Here is a 17,743-nt window from a genome sequence, read left to right on the forward strand (position 1 = left end):
ACCCAACACGCCCCCGCCCCCGCAGGTCCGCTTACTTCAATTGACACATTCGCTGCGCCCCGTTTGTGGCGGGAAGTAGACCGATTGGCCGGCACCGAGACTACGTCGCATGGTCTGAAGAAACTGTTGCCGAATCGTCACAAAATCGCGGGCGCCAGCTAGGCCGGAGGCGCACGAAAAAAAAGGCCCGGACGGATCCGGGCCTTCGGTTGCATTGCGCGGATGAGATCAGAACTTCACGCGGACCGAGGTGGAGATGGCGGCGACCAGATCGTCATCAAAGTCGTAGCGCGAGTCTGCGCCATACTGGACGCCGTTCAGCGTCACCGGGCCGGACGAGCCGCCGGTCAGCACGCCGAGAACGCCCGTGAGGCGGAACTCGACATTCTGCGTCGGCGTGTAGGCGACCGACGCTGCCGCCGACCAGGTGTCGGTCTGCGTGCCGAAGCCCTGGCTGGTGCCGCGGTCCCAGGTCAGAGCCAGTGCACCGCTCCATTGTTCATCGAACTTGTGTCCGACGCCGCCGGTGACTGTCCAGCCGTCGCGGTAACCGAGATCGAGTGAGGTGATCTGGCTCGCGGTCGTGCAGCTCGACGTGGTGCCGGCGACGCAGAAGGGGATCGTCGACAACTGGCTCCAGTCGACCCACTTGGCCGAACCAAAGACCAGCCAGCCAGGAGCGACCCCAGTCTGGAACTTCAGCTCCACACTGTCGGGCATGCTCTGCGATCCGAACACGTTGTAGACGCGTCCGCCGACAGGTGTGAGCGCTCTGGGAACCTGCGTGAGATTGAGCGTGCCGGTGATGTCGTCGAGCTTGACTTCACTGTTGTAGACAAGGCTCGCGCGGAAGGCATATTCCGGTATCTCGTAGGCAAGGCCGGCGCGCCAGCCCCAGCCGCTGTCCTCAAGATCCAGGCGCCCAACGCCGTTCCCAAGTGGGGTCGGAGGAACGACCAGACGCTCCTTGAAACCTTCGACTTCCTGGTAGAAGCCGCCGCCGATGATACGCAACTGACCCGGACCCGCGTCGAAGCGGTAGGAACAGGTGACAGCGTAATTGTCGCTCTCGACCTTGGTCTCGATGTTCTCATTGGCGCCGCGCCAGTTGGCGCCGGGCTTCGTGTGTGCTCCCCATGGCTGCGAGTAGTCGGCCATGCAGTCGACGCTGTCGCCAAGACCGGCCTTGATGCCGACGCGCGGCACCCAGTAGTTCTCGGAATCGTTTGCCGTCGTCGTTCCGCCGTTGCGGCCATCCGATCCCAGACCATTCGCCGGGTTGATGTCGCGGGCGTTCTTCAGCTCGCGCTGCGGAGCAACGAATGTTGCCGACGCCTCCCCGGCCACAGTGGCCGGATCGAACAGCAGATCGATGTTGTAGCCGCCGCGCTCAAGGCCGCCGGCCATCGCCGTGGTGTGAAGCGCGCCGACCGCGACCGCGGCCAGAAGGCCGCTCGTAATTGTGTATCTTACCATATCTCTCCCACTCCCAAGGTAAGTGACCCTGGCCAGCCTAGTGACGCGCGCCTGAAAAACAACGTCGGCTAGCAACGGTGCAGCGCAGCATGCAGGTCTCAAAGTTACGTAAGTTCTTCAGCTTCTCGCGCGCCGACGCAGAATGGCTGGTGTTTTTTGCGTCAAGCTTGCGCCCTGGTGCGCGCATTAGAAAAACGTACTCAAAGTTCGCGGTCCGTTGCACATTCGCCACATAGGCGCATTTCTCGCCACGATCTGCTGCCTCCGGGAACCGTTTGCGGCCGGACGCAAAACGGCCCGCGGAATGGATCCCGCGGGCCGTTTTCTTGTCCGTTTATTGCAGGTGATTCAACCGGCTTCGTTGATCCGCTGCAGCGCCGTCTGAAGGCTTGCGCGCTGCACCTGAAGCTCGGCCAGCCGTTCGCGTTCGGCCGCGACCACTTCCGGATCCGCATTGGCGACGAACCGCTCGTTGCCGAGCTTCTTCTCGGTCCGCTCGGTGTCGGCATCCACCTTGCCCAGCGCCTTTTCGATTCGCGCCCGTTCGGCTGCCACGTCGATAAGGCTGCCGAGCGGCAGGCAGGCTGTCGCCTCGCCGATCACCACCTGGGCTGCACCGCGCGGAGCGGCATCGGCAAGCTCGATGGTCGAGACGCGCGCCAGCCGCTTGATCGCCGGCTCGTGGCGCTGCAGGCGTCCTTGCGTCAGCGCGGTTGCACCGACGACGATCAGCGGCGCCACCGCCGACGGCGGCACGTTCATCTCGGAGCGGGCGGAGCGCAGGCCCGTCACCAGATCGACCAGCCAGTTGATCTCGGCTGCCGCACCGTCATCCTCGAAGCCCGGCTGCGGCCAATCGGCATGGCACAGCAGACCATCACGCGCTGCCGTGTGCGCCCACAACTCTTCCGTCATGAACGGCATGAACGGGTGGAGCAGCTTGTAGGTCTCTTCCAGCACGTAAGCGACGCAGCCCTGGGCCTCGGCCTTGGCCGCCTCGTCTTCGCCGGCAAACACCGGCTTCAGAAATTCGAGATACCAGTCGCAGACCTGGTTCCAGACGAAACGGTAGAGGCTGCTCGCCGCATCGTTGAACCGCTGCGTCTCGATGGCGGTCGTCACCTCGCGGATCGTCGCCGTCAGCTCGGTGAGGATCCAGCGATTGATGGTCAGCGTCGCGGCCTGCGGCACGAAATGCGGATCGCGCTTGACGCCGTTCATCTCGGCAAAGCGCGTCGCATTCCAAAGCTTGGTGCCGAAGTTGCGGTAGCCGGCAATGCGTGCCGGGTCGAGCTTCACGTCGCGTCCCTGGGCCGCCATGATCGCCAGCGTGAAGCGCAGCGCGTCGGCGCCGTATTCGTCGATCAGCTCCAGCGGGTCGATGACGTTGCCCTTCGACTTCGACATCTTCTGGCCGTTCTTGTCGCGAACCAGCGCGTGCACGTAGACGGTGTTGAAAGGCTCCACCGGGTTGCCGTTCTCGTCCTTCATGAAATGCAAACCCATCATCATCATCCGGGCGACCCAGAAGAAGATGATGTCGAAGCCGGTGACCAGGACGTTGGTCGGGTAGTAGCGGGCAAGCTCCGGCGTCTGGTCCGGCCAGCCGAGCGTCGAGAACGGCCAGAGCGCCGAGGAGAACCAGGTGTCGAGGACGTCTTCGTCGCGCGTGAGGATCTCGCCGGGCGCAAAGTTTTCGAGCTTTTCCTGCACCCAGGCCTTCCACGGACCTTCATGCGCCAGATAATGCTGGATCGCCGCGTTGAGCGCGTCTTCCTCGGTCTTTTCGACGAAGCACTGGCCGTCCGGGCCATACCAGGCTGGGATCTGGTGACCCCACCAAAGCTGGCGGGATATGCACCAGGGCTGGATGTTCTCCATCCACTCGAAATAGGTCTTGTCCCAGTTCTTCGGCACGAACTTCGTGCGGCCGTCGCGCACCGAGGCGATCGCCGGCTCGGCCAGCGTCTGGGCGTCGACGAACCACTGGTCGGTGAGCATCGGCTCGATGACGACGTTCGACCGGTCGCCGAACGGCTGCATGATCTTCTTGTTCTCAACGTAGGGGACGTCATTGCCCTCTGCGTCCTTGACGGTAACGCTCAGACCTTCGGCGTTGATCGCATCGACGATCCGCTTGCGGGCTTCCAGCCGGTCAAGGCCGCGATATTCATCCGGAACCAGGTTGATGTCGTCCACCTCGGATTCCGAGGGAACCTCGCCGCCGCGGGCGACGGCAAGTGCCTGGGCCGCACAGACGGCATAGGGCTCGCCGTCGTCGCGCAGATGCGCGGTGCCGTCCATCAGCCGGTACAGCGGAATGTTGTTGCGCTTGGCCACCTGGTAGTCGTTGAAATCATGGGCGCCGGTGATCTTCACGGCGCCGGAGCCGAAGGCCGGATCCGGGTACTCGTCGGCGATGATCGGGATCAGCCGGCGGTGCTCCTTCGGCCCGACGGGGATCTCGCAGAGCTTGCCGACGATGGCCTGGTAGCGCTCGTCCTTCGGGTTGACGGCAACCGCGCCGTCGCCGAGCATCGTCTCGGGCCGCGTCGTGGCGATGGCGATGTAATTGCGCTGTTCCTGGAAGGTGACGTTGCCGTCCTCATCCTTCTCGACATAGGTGTAGGTCTCGCCGCCGGCCAGCGGGTACTTGAAGTGCCACATGTGGCCGTCGACTTCGCGGTTCTCCACCTCGATGTCGGAGATCGCCGTCTCGAACTTGGGGTCCCAGTTGACCAGCCGCTTCCCACGATAGATCAGGCCCTGCTTGTAGAGCGTGACGAACACTTCGAGGACGGCCTTCGACAGGCCCTCGTCCATGGTGAAGCGTTCGCGCGACCAATCGCACGAGGCGCCGAGCCGCTTCAGCTGGTTGAAGATCAACCCGCCGGACTCGTCCTTCCACTCCCAGACCTTGTCGATGAACGCCTCGCGCCCGAGCGCCCGACGGCCGGGCTGCTGGGTCTCGGCGAGCTTGCGCTCGACGACCATCTGCGTGGCGATGCCCGCATGGTCCATGCCCGGCTGCCACAGCACGTCCTTGCCGCGCATCCGCTCGAAGCGCACCATGACGTCCTGCAGCGTGTTGTTCAGCGCATGGCCCATGTGCAGCGAACCGGTAACGTTCGGCGGCGGGATGACGATGGTGAAGGTCTCGGCATCGGGCCGGGCATTTGCACCGGCGCGAAAGGCGTCGGCCTCGTCCCAGGCGGTTGCGATCTTCGGTTCGACGGCGGCGGAATCGTAGGTTTTTTCGAGCATTTTCCGACCAGTTTCTCGAGTTCTCGTTGCTTGGGTGTAAACAGGAGTGACCCTAGCGAGTCAATAAAAAAGGCCGCCCCGAAGAGCGGCCCCACTATGCCTGCCTCCGGCAGCTTCAGCGGTTCGGACCGCGCGCCACGCGCTCGATCTCTTCGCGCACCAGGCGCTCCACGAGCGTCGGCAGGTTGTCGTCCAGCCACTCGCGCAGCATCGGCTGCAGCATGTCGCGGGCCATGTCCTCCAGCGACTGCCGCTCGATGCCGTTGAAGACATCGGCCAGCTCCTTGAACGAGCGGGCGACCTGTTCGCCGGCCTCGGCCGACAGCAGCAGCGCCGCCTCCTCGATCTTTGCCGGAAGCGACATTGCGGTGACCGGCGGCAGCATGTCTGCGGCGGGCTCTGCGTCGCGCATAGGCTCGGCGGCCATCGGCTCGGCAGCGGCAGTCACCGCCTTCGGAGCGGCAGGCTCGGGCGCGAACTGTTCCGCCTCGTATGAGGGCATGTCGCGCGGCTTCAGATCCGCTGAGCGCGCCTCGAAGCGTTCGCGCGGCAGGTCGGAGGCCATCACCACGGCCGCCGGCGGCGTGGCGATCGCAGGTTCGAAACCGGTCTGCGCGGCAGGCTGCACGAGCGGCGATACGGAGGGCTGCGGCGGCAGGTCGCGCGGAATCTGCCGCGACGGCGCGAGGTTCGTCGGAGCCACATCCGCGGATGCCATGTCGGCCGGCACCGGGCGCTGCGCCACCGGCTCTGGAACACGGCCGGCGGCGGCGCGCACGCGTGCGGCGACATCGGCGAGCGAAAGCGTCCGCTCCTGCGGCGCCGCAGCAGCAGCCACAGGCTCGGCCGGCGGAGTGTAACGTGCCGGGGCTGCCGGCTCGAGCGGCGCACGCGTCGGAGGATCGATCGAGGGACGCAGGTTCATGGCTTCGCCAGCGAAGGGACGACCCGGGTCGTTTGCAGGTATCTGCGACAGGAAGGGCGGGTCGAGCGTGTCGGTCACCTCGAAATCGTCGTCCTCCTCGTCGAACACCGCCTGCTGCGGACGTCCGTGAAGCTCGCCCTCGCCGATCGGGTCATTGCTTTCGATGATCCGGCGGATGGAGGCCAGGATCTCTTCCATGGAGGGTTCACGCGCTACGCTCGGCTGGGCCATCTTCATCCCCGATCTGCCTTAAGGCCGTCCGGTGCCGCGGCACGAACGGACGAATCGGTGACCAGTCTACGCGATCCGGCGCCCGCCTCACAATCGCCGGGGGTGGCGTGCTGCAGCGCATACACAGGTTTATCGGAGAGAGGGAACGGTGACCCCGGCGCCGGCGCGGCGGAACTGCCGCATCAAGTCACCGCATGGAGCCGCACGAGCGGTCGCGAAAAGGGCGGCTCGTGGCCGCCCAGTGCGTTCTCAGAATACGAATTGCTTGGCCTTGCGGAAGCCGGGAAGCGGCTTGACGCTGGTGTTGAAGTAGACGCTTTCCGACACGACGCCGTGCTCCTTCAGGTAGACGCGCGCCGTGGAGGCATTGCCGTAGCCGACCACCGTCATCAGCCGTCCGCCGTCGCGCAGCTGCGCAAACAGGGCCTCCGGCACGTCTTCGACGGCACCGTTGATGAAGATCAGGTCGTAGGGCGCCTCGCCGGGATAACCGGCTTCGAGGTCGCCGCTCACCACCGCGACATTGTCGCAGCCGAGATCGGCGAGCGTCTTGGAGGCCTCGGCTGCTAGCTCGGCATCGCTTTCGAGAGCCACCACGGCGCTGGCAAGCTGCGACAGCAGCGCTGTCGCGTAGCCGGTGCCGCAGCCGATCTCCAGCACCACGTCGTTCTTGGTGATGGCGGCAAGCTGCAGCAGCTTTGCCAGCGGCGAGGCCTGCATCAGGAAGCGGCCCGGCGCCAGCTGAATGTCGTTGTCGACATAGGCGAGGATCTTCTGCTTCTCGGGTACGAAGGCTTCACGCGGCACGGAAAAGAAGGCCCGCAGCACCGAATGGGAGGTCACATCCGTGGTCCGCACCTGGTGCTCGACCATCTTTACCCGTGCTGCTTCGAAATCGATCATTGTGGTTCGCCTCGTCAAAGCGTCTGTGCATCTATCTGGCCCTCGTCTTACTGGGGCCGCTTGCACCTTTCAAGACGGTTCGCGCAGCGGCTCGGCAATTCCGGCCTGCCGGGGACGTCAAATAACGGAACAAAGCCCGAGCCGATGGGTTGCCTCTGGGAGACCACACGAAACCGAAGGGAGGCCACCATGCCGACGAACCTGCCCGACAACCCCGTGGATACGCCGCGCGGCCCGACCCCTGCCCCCGGCGTGCCGGACCGCACGCAGGAAAAACCACCGCTGACCCCGGCACAGGATCCGGGCGATACGAAGAACCCCAACGATCCGACGCTCAACCCGGCACTGCTGCCGATCGGTGATCCCGCTGGCGCCGCCTGAGCCGAGGCTCCTTATACGTTCCTTCGAAGGCCGTCCCGCGGGGCGGCCTTTTTCGTACCGGGCATCTTAGGCGTGTTCGCCGCGGCGCAATCTCGGCACTTGAGGCATTTTGCGGTCTCGGTGCTCCGGGTGTCTCGCGAAGACAGAGAGGCGCTGCGGCGCCGCCACTCGTCAATGCGCTTAACTCTCGAGCATGACTTGGCGCCTGCCCCGCTCGCTCAACGCGCCGCCTGTGAATTTGTCGCCGCAGCCGATCTCGCCTCTTGCGCGCTTTCAAGATTCGTTCTAAACGCCCGTCACCACACGCACTTACTACCCGGATGGCCTCGTGGCGGAGTGGTTACGCAGAGGACTGCAAATCCTTGCACCCCGGTTCGATTCCGGGCGAGGCCTCCATCCTTCTCTCTCATAATCTTGATCCGATTGAGCGCGAAGCGCCCGAACGCAGTTCGTGTGTGCGATACCACCACCCGGCGCCATCGCCCACCCCGTTGACGCCACGGCGCCCATGGAACCTCCGCCACCACTTATGGTTCGGCCCCCGCAAGCTCAGGGAGTTTTTCATGCTGCGCATTCTTCTACCGGCCATCGCGATCTTCATCACCGGATGCACGACGAGCGAACTGGAGCCGGTCCCCGGCAGCATTACCTATGGCGGCCAGCCAGCCAGCCGTCTGGCCAAGGCGCCAATCGGCAGCGCCGTCGGCAACCGTTTTCGGGACCAGTTCGGCCAGGAGTGGAGCGAGCGATACATCATTCAGCCGGACCGCTCGCTGAAACTGGTGAACCGTCAGCGGATCAACTATCCGGAAGACTGATTGCCCGAATACGCACGGTCCTCCACGCTGATCTCCCTCCGTATCCCAGCACGCGGTCGATCGAACAGGGGTCGGCTCACCCGGCCCGGTTCCTAGAACTCGGCTAGGACAGGCTCTCGCGCACCCGCTCGGCGTATTCGATCGAGAAGGCGAGGTTGAGGGTGGCGACAGGCGCGCCATCGGCTTCGGTCACCGTGATGCTGACGTTTTCGGGGGGCGGGAAATTGCGGCAGGCAAACTGCGCCATCGCATTGAGAGCCGAATTCAGCGCCTCGTGCGAATTCGGCGCATCGATCGCCGTTTCGCCGGAATATCCGTCGGAAATCTGAAGCTTGTAGTTCGGCATAATATAATACCTCCGCAATCCGTGCTGGCAGAACTGAGCGGGTCGGCAAGGGTTCCTGCGGACCTTCACTGCCAAGCCGGTGGGTCGCGCATGCCTGACGAGCAAAGTCCGGCGAACCCAGACCGCAAAGTCATCGGGCCGGGGCAGCAACCGAGCGCTCACCCCTGCACTATCAACTGCAAAGCTGGGAGCTAACCTTGGCCCGAAAATAATTCCAAGGTTAACCAAGTGCGACGCTTGTAATATCAAAAGCCTTCTATAGTGTCGCTCGCGCCGCCATTTTTGGGGCTTGGGGACCTTTTCACATGACATCTACCCTTCGCGCTGCGTTCGCCGCAGCGATGCTTACCTGCGCCTTCTCGACATCCGCCTTTGCAACCGGCGCCATTGCCGTCAACGACGAACAGGGCATGTCGGCCGATGAAGCCGGCTATGCCGTCGGCTACGGCACCACCAAGAAGGAAGCATCGGCCAACGCCGTGCGCGAATGCAAGTCGGCCGGTAATGAGGCCTGCAAGGTGATGCTGACCTTCGAACAGTGCGGCGCTTACGTCGGCGACAAGGTAAACTATGCGATCGGCATCGGCGCGACCGAGAAGGCAGCCCAGAAGGCCGCGCTCGACGAATGCCCGAACTGCAAGCTGGTGGTTTCCGACTGCCAGTAACGGCAACGGCGCAGATGTGACGGAAGGCCCGCCGGTTCAATCGGCGGGCCTTTTTTTCGCGCTTAGTCAGCCTAGGAATCGAGATATTTCTTGGCTGTCGCCCGCAGGCGGTCACTGTATTCGTAGATCTTGTCGAGGCTGTCGACGATCAGCCGCTCCTCGGTGTCACCGTCGAACAGGCCGATATACTTGACCGACCGATTGAACCACAGCCGCGCCAGCGGTTTTTCGATTGTTGTTGTCGACCAAGATGCCGCAGTAGCTTCGCTGGTCGCGCATCACCACCCGCTTTGGACTGATCGTATCGCGCACGATCGCCTTGACGATCATGTAGCCCTCGCGCTCCTCTTCCGTGGTCACCACCTCGGGCTCGTCGGCCGCGGGCAGGTCGATTTTTTCGATGACCGCCTCGGTATCAGCCAGCGCGTTGGAGAGACGGCTCTTGACCGTGTCCATGATGACCTCTCGAAAAGCCGCACGGACGATCCCGGTGAACATCTCTCGCACCGGTGATGTCATACGGCCATCATAGACACCGGCCGAGACGATGCGCACCAGATCCTCGGACGGTTCTTCCATCAGCCTCGAGATGATCTGCTTGACCCCCGACGTGTACTTCAGCCGCTCGGCGGTCGCGAGAATCGCCACGACGTCGAAACTCGCCTTCTCGAACTTCCGCAACTCGGACAGAATGCCTGGGTTGAAGTCGGTCACGTCGAAGACGAAGAACGGCCGCGTATCGAGCTTGTTGGTCGCTTCGAGGTCCGTGTAGAAATTGAACGTTCGACCATTGGTCAGGATGGCGAACTTCGCGTTGGTCACGCTGAAATAACGGTAGAGCTGGTCCAGATGCTTCTTGTCCAGGGCAACTGAAATCGGCTTGCACTCGATCAGGATCCTGATCTCGTTGTCTATCTTGATGGCGTAGTCGACCTTCTCGCCCTTCTTGCCGACGGCATCTGCGGTAAACTCCGGCACGACTTCCGTCGGATCGAAGACATCGTAGCCCAGGGCACGCAGGAAAGGCAGCACCACCGCCGTCTTCACCGCCTCCTCGGTCGCCATCGTACTGGAATGTGTTCGGACGCGCTCCGCGATCGAGCGCAAACTTTCATCAATGGTACTCATATCCCCTCCACCCGTTATCCGAGTGAAGATCTGCGCAACACAAACGCTGGTCAAGCGGGAAGTAAATCGATGCCGAGGACGGGTGGGAGGCATCTAAGCTGGCATCCCTGCTCTGCAGCAGCCGAAAATTCTCTCTACATCCTCAGAGACTGCCTCTAATTTTATCTGTGGCTCTTCGCCGAAAAGCTATTCGGTGATGCATGCATGATGGAATGGCCGCCGGACTGACAGAGGGAAACCTTCCACATCTCGAACAGCAAGGCTCCGCCGATACTCAGCGCCAGCATTATACTCATAACGAGGAATTCGGCCTTCATCTTGACCTCCCTGAGCATGGAAAGCGATAACAACATGCGAGGGCTATGCGCACAAGTACTTCTGCGCGACAGAATTTTTCTTCGTATTTCTTCTCCCGCTTCCATCCAAGCCTCGGCGTCAACCCGCAGTGGCATTCATGACGAAACCGTGATAAATTGCTGAATGTTCTCGCTGCGGAGGAGCGCGGGGAGAGCGTGTTCAACGGTTGGAGGAGAACCGTCATGCATTATCTCAGCTTTTTCACCGCCATCAATCCGTATGTACTGGCCGTGCTTGCGGCAGTGCTTGCCTGCGGCGCAGTCGACTGGTTGATCAGACCGCACTGACGCACACTTCAAGCTCCGGCCAAAGGCTGCTATTGCTTCGCGCCAACGCACACGGCACGGAGACGAGAGCTTGCTGCAACCGGATGAGTTTCAAGATACGTCGCGCCCTCTCAGCGACACCCTGCGAAGCCTGATCGACGGCATTGACGGCGCGACCGTCAGCCTGCGCGAATTGATGCAATCGGTCGGCGAGCAGGGTCTCCTGCTGATCTGCGCGCTCGCCTCGCTGCCCTTCCTCATCCCGGTCTCGATCCCCGGCGTCAGCACCGTGTTCGGCGCAGCGATCATCCTGATCGGCATCGCCGTCTTCCTCAACCGCCTTCCCTGGTTGCCGAAGCGCATCCTCGACCGGCGGCTGGACACGGGCAAGCTCGTACCAGCTCTGGAAAAGGGTCTGCGCATCGTGTCGCGCATCGATGGCTTCCTGAAGCCGCGCTGGCCGGCGATGACCCGCGGCTCGGCGGTCAACCGCATCAATGCGCTCGGCATCACCGCAGGCGGCGTGCTGCTGCTGTTTCCGCTGGGGCTGGTGCCGTTTTCCAATACGCTGCCGGCAATCGCCATCCTGCTGCTGGCAACAGGCATGATCCAGCGCGACGGGCTGATGGTGGTGGGCGGCTACCTGTTCCTGGTGATCACCGTCATCTATTTCGCGGTGCTGGCGCTGATGGCGTTTTCCGCCGGCCAGGGACTGGCAACCTTCTTGAGCTGAGCACGCCCGATAGTTGCTGTTCGGTCGATCGTCAGCGCCGCTGGCGATCGGCCTTCCGGCGCATCCACCAGACCGCCAACTGGCGCCGCTTGCGGCGTACCACGGCCAGATCCTGCGACAGGACCACCAGGCCGAGCGGCACCATCCAGAAGCCGAGGATCGGCAGGAAACCCAGCACGCCGCCGGCAATCAGCGCCGAGCCGATCCCGATCCGCCCGACCCGCGAGCGCGGCATCGGCACGTGCCATGACCCGACATGCAGGCGGCCGGTCCTTGGGTCGATGCCAAATCTGCGCTGTCCTGCCTTGCTCTCCACGTATCGAACGTCCTTGCGCTATTTTCGGTGTTGCAGCGAGATGGGGAGCGCATGGGGATAAAGCAAGCGCACCACGATTTTTTCGAAAAAAGCGCTTGGCAAATCGAACCAGCATGAGTATTACCCCGCTCACCGCCGCGGCAAGCGGTGATCCCTGGTAGCTCAGCGGTAGAGCATTCGACTGTTAATCGACAGGTCGCCGGTTCGAATCCGGCCCGGGGAGCCAATTTAGAAGAAATGCCCGCTTTCGTCGAGAGATCCGAAAGCGGGCATTTTTCATTCTTCTCCATCATCCAGACCCGATAAAGCTCAGCCTTCCGACAGCTTTGCGGAGACGCGGGCGACGCAAAAAAACCCGCCGATCGGCTGATCGACGGGTTTGTCGAAGTACCTGCCGGCACTATTGCAAGGCGGGCAGGCCGTGTGCGGGGTCAGCTCTTGTCGAGATCCTGCGCCATCTTGTAGTGGTGCTCGAGCGCCGGCAGGGTCTTTGCGGCCCAGGCCTTCAAGTCAGCGTTCTCACCTTCAGCCGCATAGCGCCTGAACAGATCGACGGCATCCTCGTGGGCATCCACCTGGTCGTCGATGTATTCCTCGTCGAATTCGGCGCCGTTCAGCTTGGCCAGGTCGTCCACCTCTTCGCGGTGGTCCTCAGGCAGCGCCGTCACCGGAGCACCCTTCACCTTGCCGCCGTCGATGAGGCCCTTCAGCTCCATCGTCGTCTTCTCGTGGTCGGTGATCATCTGCTGGGCGAATGTCTTGGTCGCATCATTGCCCTTCTGCAGCGCCAGCTTGCTCGATTCGATCTCGAACATGTCGCTGGCGGAGGCCTTCATGACAAAATCTTCGGTCTTCGGCGCGACGCCCAGGACCGAGTTCACGCCTGTCGATTCCGTTGCCGACTGCGCCAGGGCGGAAGTTGCTGCCATCAGCGCGGCGGCTGCGAGTGCGATCTTTTTCATCTGCTTGTCTCCTTTTGCGGATCGAGAACAAGGATGCCCCCCAGTTGGTTCCCGCAGAGACGCTCGGCCGATCGCTGGCTCGCTACACGGCTGCAACCAAGGACGCTCAGCCCGTGACGCCGCCTTGGGTAAAACCTTGCAAGACCTCTTGACCATCGCCACATCAGCTGAACGGCGCCCGCGACTCTTGACCTACAGGTGAAAACAGAATAGAACAAAAAGAGAACGAATGAGGAGATGCTCATGACCAGTGCAGAACAGGCCGTTCAGAACGCGCTTGCCGCCGTGGCGGCATCCAGAGCTGCCCGCGAGCGGGAAGCGGAAGACCGCAAGAAGACGTTCCAGCGGATCGAACTCGCCAGCCGCAAGCCAATCTACGTGCCGAAGGGCGTGCAGTTGCCGCTCCGGCTCTCCTGATCTTAAGAGGTTCGGCAGGCGCCGGAGAGGAGCGGCGGCGAGCGCTAATCTAACTTTTTTCGGAACAACACGCAGGCGGTCGCGGTTCAGTCACCGGGTAACGAAAAACAGGCCCATCCTTAAGAAAAACAAGGAGAAAGCACATGCTATCGAAACTGCTCACCGCATCCGTCCTGTCGCTTGGTCTTGCAACGGGCGCGCTCGCCCAAACCGCTACGGGCGGCAGCTCGGTCGGCAGCGGCGCCTCGACCACGCAGGGCACCGACGGCGCATCCCAGAGCATGACCGGCTCGGGCTCGATGGATTCCAATTCGAGCATCGACCAGGGTTCGACCGGCAGCATTGCCGGCACCAGCGACGCTCCGTCGACCGAAGGCACCAACTGCGGCGGTTCCAATGAGAACCAGGTTTCACAGGGTGTGACCGAGGGCGCTCGCAACGACTGCCAGAACTAATCCTCATCTCCCAAGCGGAAGGCCGGGTTCATCCCGGCCTTTTTGCGTTTCCATTGCCTGTCCGCAGAGTTAGCGCCGTCGAATGCCGGTACGCGCATCGTCGCCGAGTGGCGCCGCTCTGCATTCCACCACTTTGCCAAAACGCCGACAGTGCAGATTTTGCCGGCCAGCGGCCGCATCGGAAACGGAATTCCTTGCGCTTTGGCTCGGCAGGATGGAAAAGCAGGGCAGCTTTTGTTTGCAAGATAAGGCATTTCCCATGACCATTCATCCGTCCGTGCTCAGCATCATCGGCAACACGCCGTTGGTGCGCCTCGACGGCCCCTCGGAACTGACGGGCTGCGAGATCCTCGGCAAGGCCGAGTTCCTCAATCCCGGCCAGTCGGTCAAGGATCGTGCCGCGCTCTTCATCATTCGCGATGCGGAAAAGCGCGGCCTGCTGCGTCCGGGCGGCGTGATCGTCGAGGGTACGGCCGGCAATACCGGCATCGGCCTGACGCTAGTCGCCAAGGCGCTCGGCTACCGCACCGTCATCGTCATTCCGGAAACCCAGAGCGAGGAAAAGAAGGATGCGCTGCGGCTGCTCGGCGCCGAGCTCGTCGAGGTCCCCGCGGTTCCCTACAAGAACCCCAACAACTACGTAAAATTGTCCGGCAGGCTCGCCGAGCAACTGGCAAGGACCGAGCCGAACGGCGCGATCTGGGCAAACCAGTTCGACAACGTCGCCAACCGCCAGGCGCATCTGGAAACGACCGCGCCGGAAATCTGGGAGCAAACCGGCGGCAAGATCGACGGCTTCATCTGCGCCGTCGGGTCCGGCGGCACGCTGGCCGGCACCGGCATGGGGCTGAAGGAGCGCAATCCCGACGTCAAGATCGGCATCGCCGATCCGGAAGGTGCCGCCCTCTACGAGTATTATGCGCATGGCGAGCTCAAGTCGGAAGGCTCGTCGATCACCGAGGGCATCGGCCAGGGCCGCATCACCGCCAATCTCGAAGGCTTCACGCCGGATTTCGCCTATCGCATTGCGGATGCCGAAGCGCTGCCGATCGTGTTCGACCTGGTGCAGCAGGAGGGGCTCTGCCTCGGCGGCTCGTCGGGCATCAACATTGCCGGCGCCATCCGGCTGGCCCGCGATCTCGGCCCCGGCCATACGATCGTGACGATCCTCTGCGACTACGGCAACCGCTACCAGTCAAAACTGTTCAACCCCGACTTCCTGCGGTCGAAGGACTTGCCGATCCCCGGCTGGCTGGTAGAAAAAACAGACATCACCGTCCCTTTCGAGCCGACCAGCTGAGCAGACCCGCATGACCCGAGCCCTCTACCGCGACGATTTCTATCTATCCACGGCGGAGGGCACGGTCACCGCCGTCCACGAGGACGGCGCCATCGAGCTCGACCAGACCTGCTTCTATGCGACGTCCGGCGGCCAGCCGGGCGATACAGGCTTCCTGGAGCGGGCCGACGGCACGAAGATCATGCTCGGACAGACCCGCCATGGCGAGACCAAGGACATCATCCTGCACGTGCCGCAGGACGGCGAGGTGCGGCCGGACGTCGGTGAGACGCTGACCCTGCATGTCGACTGGCCGCGCCGCTACCGGCTGATGCGCATGCACACCGCCTGCCACCTGCTGTCGGTCGTCTGCCAGTACCCGATCACCGGTGCAGCTGTCGGCGAGGACGAATCGCGCGTCGATTTCGACATGACCGACGTCATCGACAAGGACGAGGTGACAGCGCGGCTGATGCGGCTGGTCGATGAAAACCATCCGGTCTTCGTCACCTGGATCACCGACGAAGAGCTCGCCGCCAATCCCGACATCGTCAAATCGAAGAACGTCCGGCCGCCGGTCGGTCTCGGTCGGGTCAGTCTCGTCTCCATCGGCGAGAACTCCAGCGTTGACAGCCAGCCGTGCGGCGGCACACATGTCTCCGAAACCCAGGAAGTCGGTGCGATTCACATCGCCAAGATCGAAAAGAAGGGCAAGGAGAACAGGCGCTTTCGCATTCGCTTCGGCACCTCGGCCGAATCTGCGTGAATGGTCCGTTCTCCGGCTTCAATCGGAGGACTTGAATGTACGCAGGAAAAAGCCGTTTCGTCGTATCGGCAGACTGGGTCGAGGCGCAGCTTGGCACCCCCGGCTTCAAGCCGGTCGATGCCTCCTGGTATCTGCCGGTCCACAAGCGCCGGCCGCTCGAAGAATTTGTCGCCGGCCATCTGCCGGGTGCGGTGTTCTTCGACCAGGACGAGATCGCCGACCACGCGACGGGACTGCCGCACTCGCTGCCGACGCCGGACCAGTTCGCCGAAAGCGTCGGCCTGCTCGGTCTCTCCGAAAACGATACGATTGTCGTCTATGACGGGCCGGGCTTCTTCTCGGCACCGCGTGTCTGGTGGATGCTGCGTACCATGGGCGTCGACAAGGTCTATGTGCTCGACGGTGGCCTTGACGGCTGGAAGGCGGAGAACCGGCCGCTGGAGACCGGCGAGACACAGCCGCAGCCGGCCACCTTCACGCCCCGCTTGCGTGCCAAGTCTGTGACCAGCCTTGCCGAGATGCGCCGCATCGTCGCCGAGGGATCGCGTCAGGTGATCGATGCCCGCGGTGCCGGCCGGTTTTCCGGCGACGAGGCCGAGCCGCGGCCGGGCATGCGCTCGGGCCATATGCCGGGCGCGCGCAGCATGCCGGCAACGATCTTTGCCGAGAACGGCCACTTCAAGGACCTGGCGACGCTGAAGACGCTGATGGACGAAGCGGGCGTCGACCTCACCAAGCCCGTCACCACCAGCTGCGGCTCCGGGGTCACGGCAGCGGTGGTCAGCCTGGCGCTGGAATCTCTCGGCGCGACCGATCTGACGCTTTACGACGGCTCGTGGTCGGAGTGGGGCAGCCTTGAGGATACGCCGGTCGTCACCGGCCCGCCGACGGCCGCCACGCCCGCGGGTCCGCCGGAACCGATCCGCACCCGCGTCACGTTCCTGGAAATGACCTCGCCGCCGCGCGCCAGTGTGCCGATCCCGGTCAACATCCAGACGGCGATCATCCGCGCGCCGTCGATCCCGCTCCACTACTACCGCTATCTCTACCGGCAGGTCGGCAGCCGCTGGCACTGGTACAATCGCCTGCGGTTGAGCAACGAGGATCTGTCGGACATCCTCTCCGACGAGCGCAACTGCGTCATGGTGCTTTACGTCAACGGCGCGCCGGCCGGCTTTTTCGAGCTGTTCCAGAAGAGCGAAGACGAGGTCGAGCTCTCCTATTTCGGCCTGTTCGAACATGCGCTGGGGCTCGGCATCGGCAAGTGGTTCCTGCTGCAGGCGCTCTACACGGCCTGGCAGATGAGCCCGAAGAAGGTCACGGTTTCGACCAACACGCTCGACCATCCGCGGGCGCTCAGCCTCTACCAGATGATGGGCTTTGCGCCGGTGGCGACCGTCGAGACCTGGGTCGAGCCGATGTCGGACGAGGAACGGCTGGCGGCGCTGAAACGCGACTGAGGTGGTGCGCAAGGATCGGGTGGCGGCGGCACCATCCGATCCTCCAGAATGCGGGCATCGATCCATCCAAAGGAGATGCCCATGACGTCGATCCGCTTCCAGGCCCTGCCAACAGAGACCGTCGAAGCCCTGCGGGCCGGCGCGCCGGATGCCAACGGACAGCCTTGCGAGCGCATGCTGTCTCCGGGCGGCGCAATGCCGTGCCGCCACTGCCTCGGCTTCATCGCGGCGGGCGAAGAGATGCTGGTTCTCGCCCACCGCCCCTTCCCGTCTCCCCAGCCCTACGCCGAGACCGGGCCGATATTCCTGCACGCCGGCCCCTGCCCGCGCTATGCGGCCGAGGAGGCTCTGCCGCCGATGCTCGAGAGCCCCGATTACATCGTGCGCGGCTACGGGCCGGACGACCGGATCGTTTATGGCACCGGTGCTGTCACCCCCACCGGCCAAATCGCTGCGCGTGCGCAGGATCTGCTGGCCCGGCCGGACATCGCCTATGTGCATGTCCGCTCGGCGCGCAACAATTGCTACCAGTGCCGCATCGAACGCGGCTGAGCTCCAACGGCAACGGCGGCGGTGACCAAGCCACCGCCGCCGT

The 17,743-nt window shown here is 63.3% G+C and carries 18 protein-coding genes and 2 tRNA genes; 12 read left to right on the forward strand and 8 right to left on the reverse strand.

Annotation, left to right across the window (positions count from 1 at the left end; all coding sequences use genetic code 11):
• Positions 1 to 228: 228 nt before the first annotated feature.
• The 4 genes from ACR65N_RS00795 to ACR65N_RS00810 all read right to left on the reverse strand — a co-directional run bounded on the left by ACR65N_RS00795 (position 229) and on the right by ACR65N_RS00810 (position 6,799).
• Complete coding sequence (locus tag ACR65N_RS00795) at positions 229 to 1,476, reverse strand: OmpP1/FadL family transporter (protein WP_440455392.1); 1,248 nt, start codon at positions 1,474 to 1,476, stop codon at positions 229 to 231.
• A gap of 348 nt (positions 1,477 to 1,824) precedes the next feature.
• Complete coding sequence (locus ACR65N_RS00800; protein ID WP_440455393.1) at positions 1,825 to 4,740, reverse strand: valine--tRNA ligase; 2,916 nt, start codon at positions 4,738 to 4,740, stop codon at positions 1,825 to 1,827.
• Positions 4,741 to 4,855: 115 nt separating this feature from the next.
• Positions 4,856 to 5,896: a PopZ family protein gene (locus tag ACR65N_RS00805; RefSeq protein ID WP_440455394.1), complete on the reverse strand. Its 1,041-nt coding sequence runs from the start codon at positions 5,894 to 5,896 to the stop codon at positions 4,856 to 4,858.
• 249 nt (positions 5,897 to 6,145) lie between these two features.
• Positions 6,146 to 6,799 (reverse strand): protein-L-isoaspartate O-methyltransferase family protein, encoded by a 654-nt coding sequence (locus ACR65N_RS00810; protein ID WP_430308031.1) that lies wholly within the window; start codon positions 6,797 to 6,799, stop codon positions 6,146 to 6,148.
• Between the two features lie 189 nt (positions 6,800 to 6,988).
• Between ACR65N_RS00810 and ACR65N_RS00815 the strand changes: the two genes are divergently transcribed.
• The 3 genes from ACR65N_RS00815 to ACR65N_RS00825 all read left to right on the forward strand — a co-directional run bounded on the left by ACR65N_RS00815 (position 6,989) and on the right by ACR65N_RS00825 (position 7,998).
• Positions 6,989 to 7,180, forward strand: coding sequence for a hypothetical protein (locus ACR65N_RS00815; RefSeq protein WP_430308030.1), 192 nt, complete (start codon positions 6,989 to 6,991; stop codon positions 7,178 to 7,180).
• Positions 7,181 to 7,502: 322 nt separating this feature from the next.
• Positions 7,503 to 7,576, forward strand: a tRNA-Cys gene (locus ACR65N_RS00820).
• A gap of 170 nt (positions 7,577 to 7,746) precedes the next feature.
• Positions 7,747 to 7,998, forward strand: coding sequence for a hypothetical protein (locus tag ACR65N_RS00825; protein ID WP_440456095.1), 252 nt, complete (start codon positions 7,747 to 7,749; stop codon positions 7,996 to 7,998).
• Between the two features lie 103 nt (positions 7,999 to 8,101).
• On the opposite strand, the gene ACR65N_RS00830 is transcribed toward ACR65N_RS00825, so the two are convergent.
• A complete protein-coding gene (locus tag ACR65N_RS00830; RefSeq protein WP_440455395.1) occupies positions 8,102 to 8,344 on the reverse strand; it encodes a hypothetical protein in 243 nt (80 codons plus the stop codon).
• 305 nt (positions 8,345 to 8,649) lie between these two features.
• Between ACR65N_RS00830 and ACR65N_RS00835 the strand changes: the two genes are divergently transcribed.
• Entirely contained in the window at positions 8,650 to 9,009 is a 360-nt protein-coding gene (locus ACR65N_RS00835) for a DUF4189 domain-containing protein (protein WP_430308028.1), read from the forward strand.
• A 165-nt stretch (positions 9,010 to 9,174) separates the two neighbouring features.
• Here ACR65N_RS00835 and ACR65N_RS00840 read toward each other — a convergent pair whose 3' ends face one another.
• The gene (locus ACR65N_RS00840) at positions 9,175 to 10,230 is read right to left on the reverse strand and encodes a type I restriction endonuclease (protein ID WP_440455396.1); all 1,056 of its coding nucleotides are present in this window, start codon (positions 10,228 to 10,230) and stop codon (positions 9,175 to 9,177) included.
• A 621-nt stretch (positions 10,231 to 10,851) separates the two neighbouring features.
• Here ACR65N_RS00840 and ACR65N_RS00845 point away from each other — a divergent pair.
• A complete protein-coding gene (locus ACR65N_RS00845) occupies positions 10,852 to 11,493 on the forward strand; it encodes an exopolysaccharide biosynthesis protein (RefSeq protein ID WP_430308025.1) in 642 nt (213 codons plus the stop codon).
• A 31-nt stretch (positions 11,494 to 11,524) separates the two neighbouring features.
• Here the strand turns inward: ACR65N_RS00845 and ACR65N_RS00850 are convergent, their stop codons facing one another.
• A complete protein-coding gene (locus ACR65N_RS00850) occupies positions 11,525 to 11,728 on the reverse strand; it encodes a hypothetical protein (RefSeq protein WP_430308086.1) in 204 nt (67 codons plus the stop codon).
• 232 nt (positions 11,729 to 11,960) lie between these two features.
• Here ACR65N_RS00850 and ACR65N_RS00855 point away from each other — a divergent pair.
• Positions 11,961 to 12,035: transfer RNA gene (locus ACR65N_RS00855), tRNA-Asn, on the forward strand.
• Positions 12,036 to 12,240: 205 nt separating this feature from the next.
• On the opposite strand, the gene ACR65N_RS00860 is transcribed toward ACR65N_RS00855, so the two are convergent.
• Positions 12,241 to 12,771 carry a DUF4142 domain-containing protein gene (locus ACR65N_RS00860; protein ID WP_440455397.1) on the reverse strand — a complete coding sequence of 177 codons (531 nt, stop codon included), beginning with the start codon at positions 12,769 to 12,771 and terminating at the stop codon, positions 12,241 to 12,243.
• Between the two features lie 243 nt (positions 12,772 to 13,014).
• Between ACR65N_RS00860 and ACR65N_RS00865 the strand changes: the two genes are divergently transcribed.
• The 6 genes from ACR65N_RS00865 (at position 13,015) to ACR65N_RS00890 (ending at position 17,700) form a co-directional block, all read left to right on the forward strand.
• Positions 13,015 to 13,188 (forward strand): hypothetical protein, encoded by a 174-nt coding sequence (locus tag ACR65N_RS00865; RefSeq protein ID WP_430308023.1) that lies wholly within the window; start codon positions 13,015 to 13,017, stop codon positions 13,186 to 13,188.
• A 143-nt stretch (positions 13,189 to 13,331) separates the two neighbouring features.
• Entirely contained in the window at positions 13,332 to 13,643 is a 312-nt protein-coding gene (locus tag ACR65N_RS00870) for a hypothetical protein (protein WP_430308022.1), read from the forward strand.
• Between the two features lie 259 nt (positions 13,644 to 13,902).
• Positions 13,903 to 14,943 (forward strand): cysteine synthase A, encoded by a 1,041-nt coding sequence (locus ACR65N_RS00875; protein ID WP_440455398.1) that lies wholly within the window; start codon positions 13,903 to 13,905, stop codon positions 14,941 to 14,943.
• A gap of 10 nt (positions 14,944 to 14,953) precedes the next feature.
• Positions 14,954 to 15,688 (forward strand): alanyl-tRNA editing protein, encoded by a 735-nt coding sequence (locus ACR65N_RS00880; RefSeq protein ID WP_440455399.1) that lies wholly within the window; start codon positions 14,954 to 14,956, stop codon positions 15,686 to 15,688.
• Between the two features lie 35 nt (positions 15,689 to 15,723).
• Positions 15,724 to 17,148, forward strand: coding sequence for a 3-mercaptopyruvate sulfurtransferase (gene sseA, locus ACR65N_RS00885; protein ID WP_440455400.1), 1,425 nt, complete (start codon positions 15,724 to 15,726; stop codon positions 17,146 to 17,148).
• A gap of 81 nt (positions 17,149 to 17,229) precedes the next feature.
• Positions 17,230 to 17,700 (forward strand): DUF1203 domain-containing protein, encoded by a 471-nt coding sequence (locus ACR65N_RS00890; RefSeq protein WP_440455401.1) that lies wholly within the window; start codon positions 17,230 to 17,232, stop codon positions 17,698 to 17,700.
• The last annotated feature ends 43 nt before the right edge of the window (positions 17,701 to 17,743 follow it).

The sequence above is a fragment of the Rhizobium sp. SAFR-030 genome, from assembly GCF_059415005.1.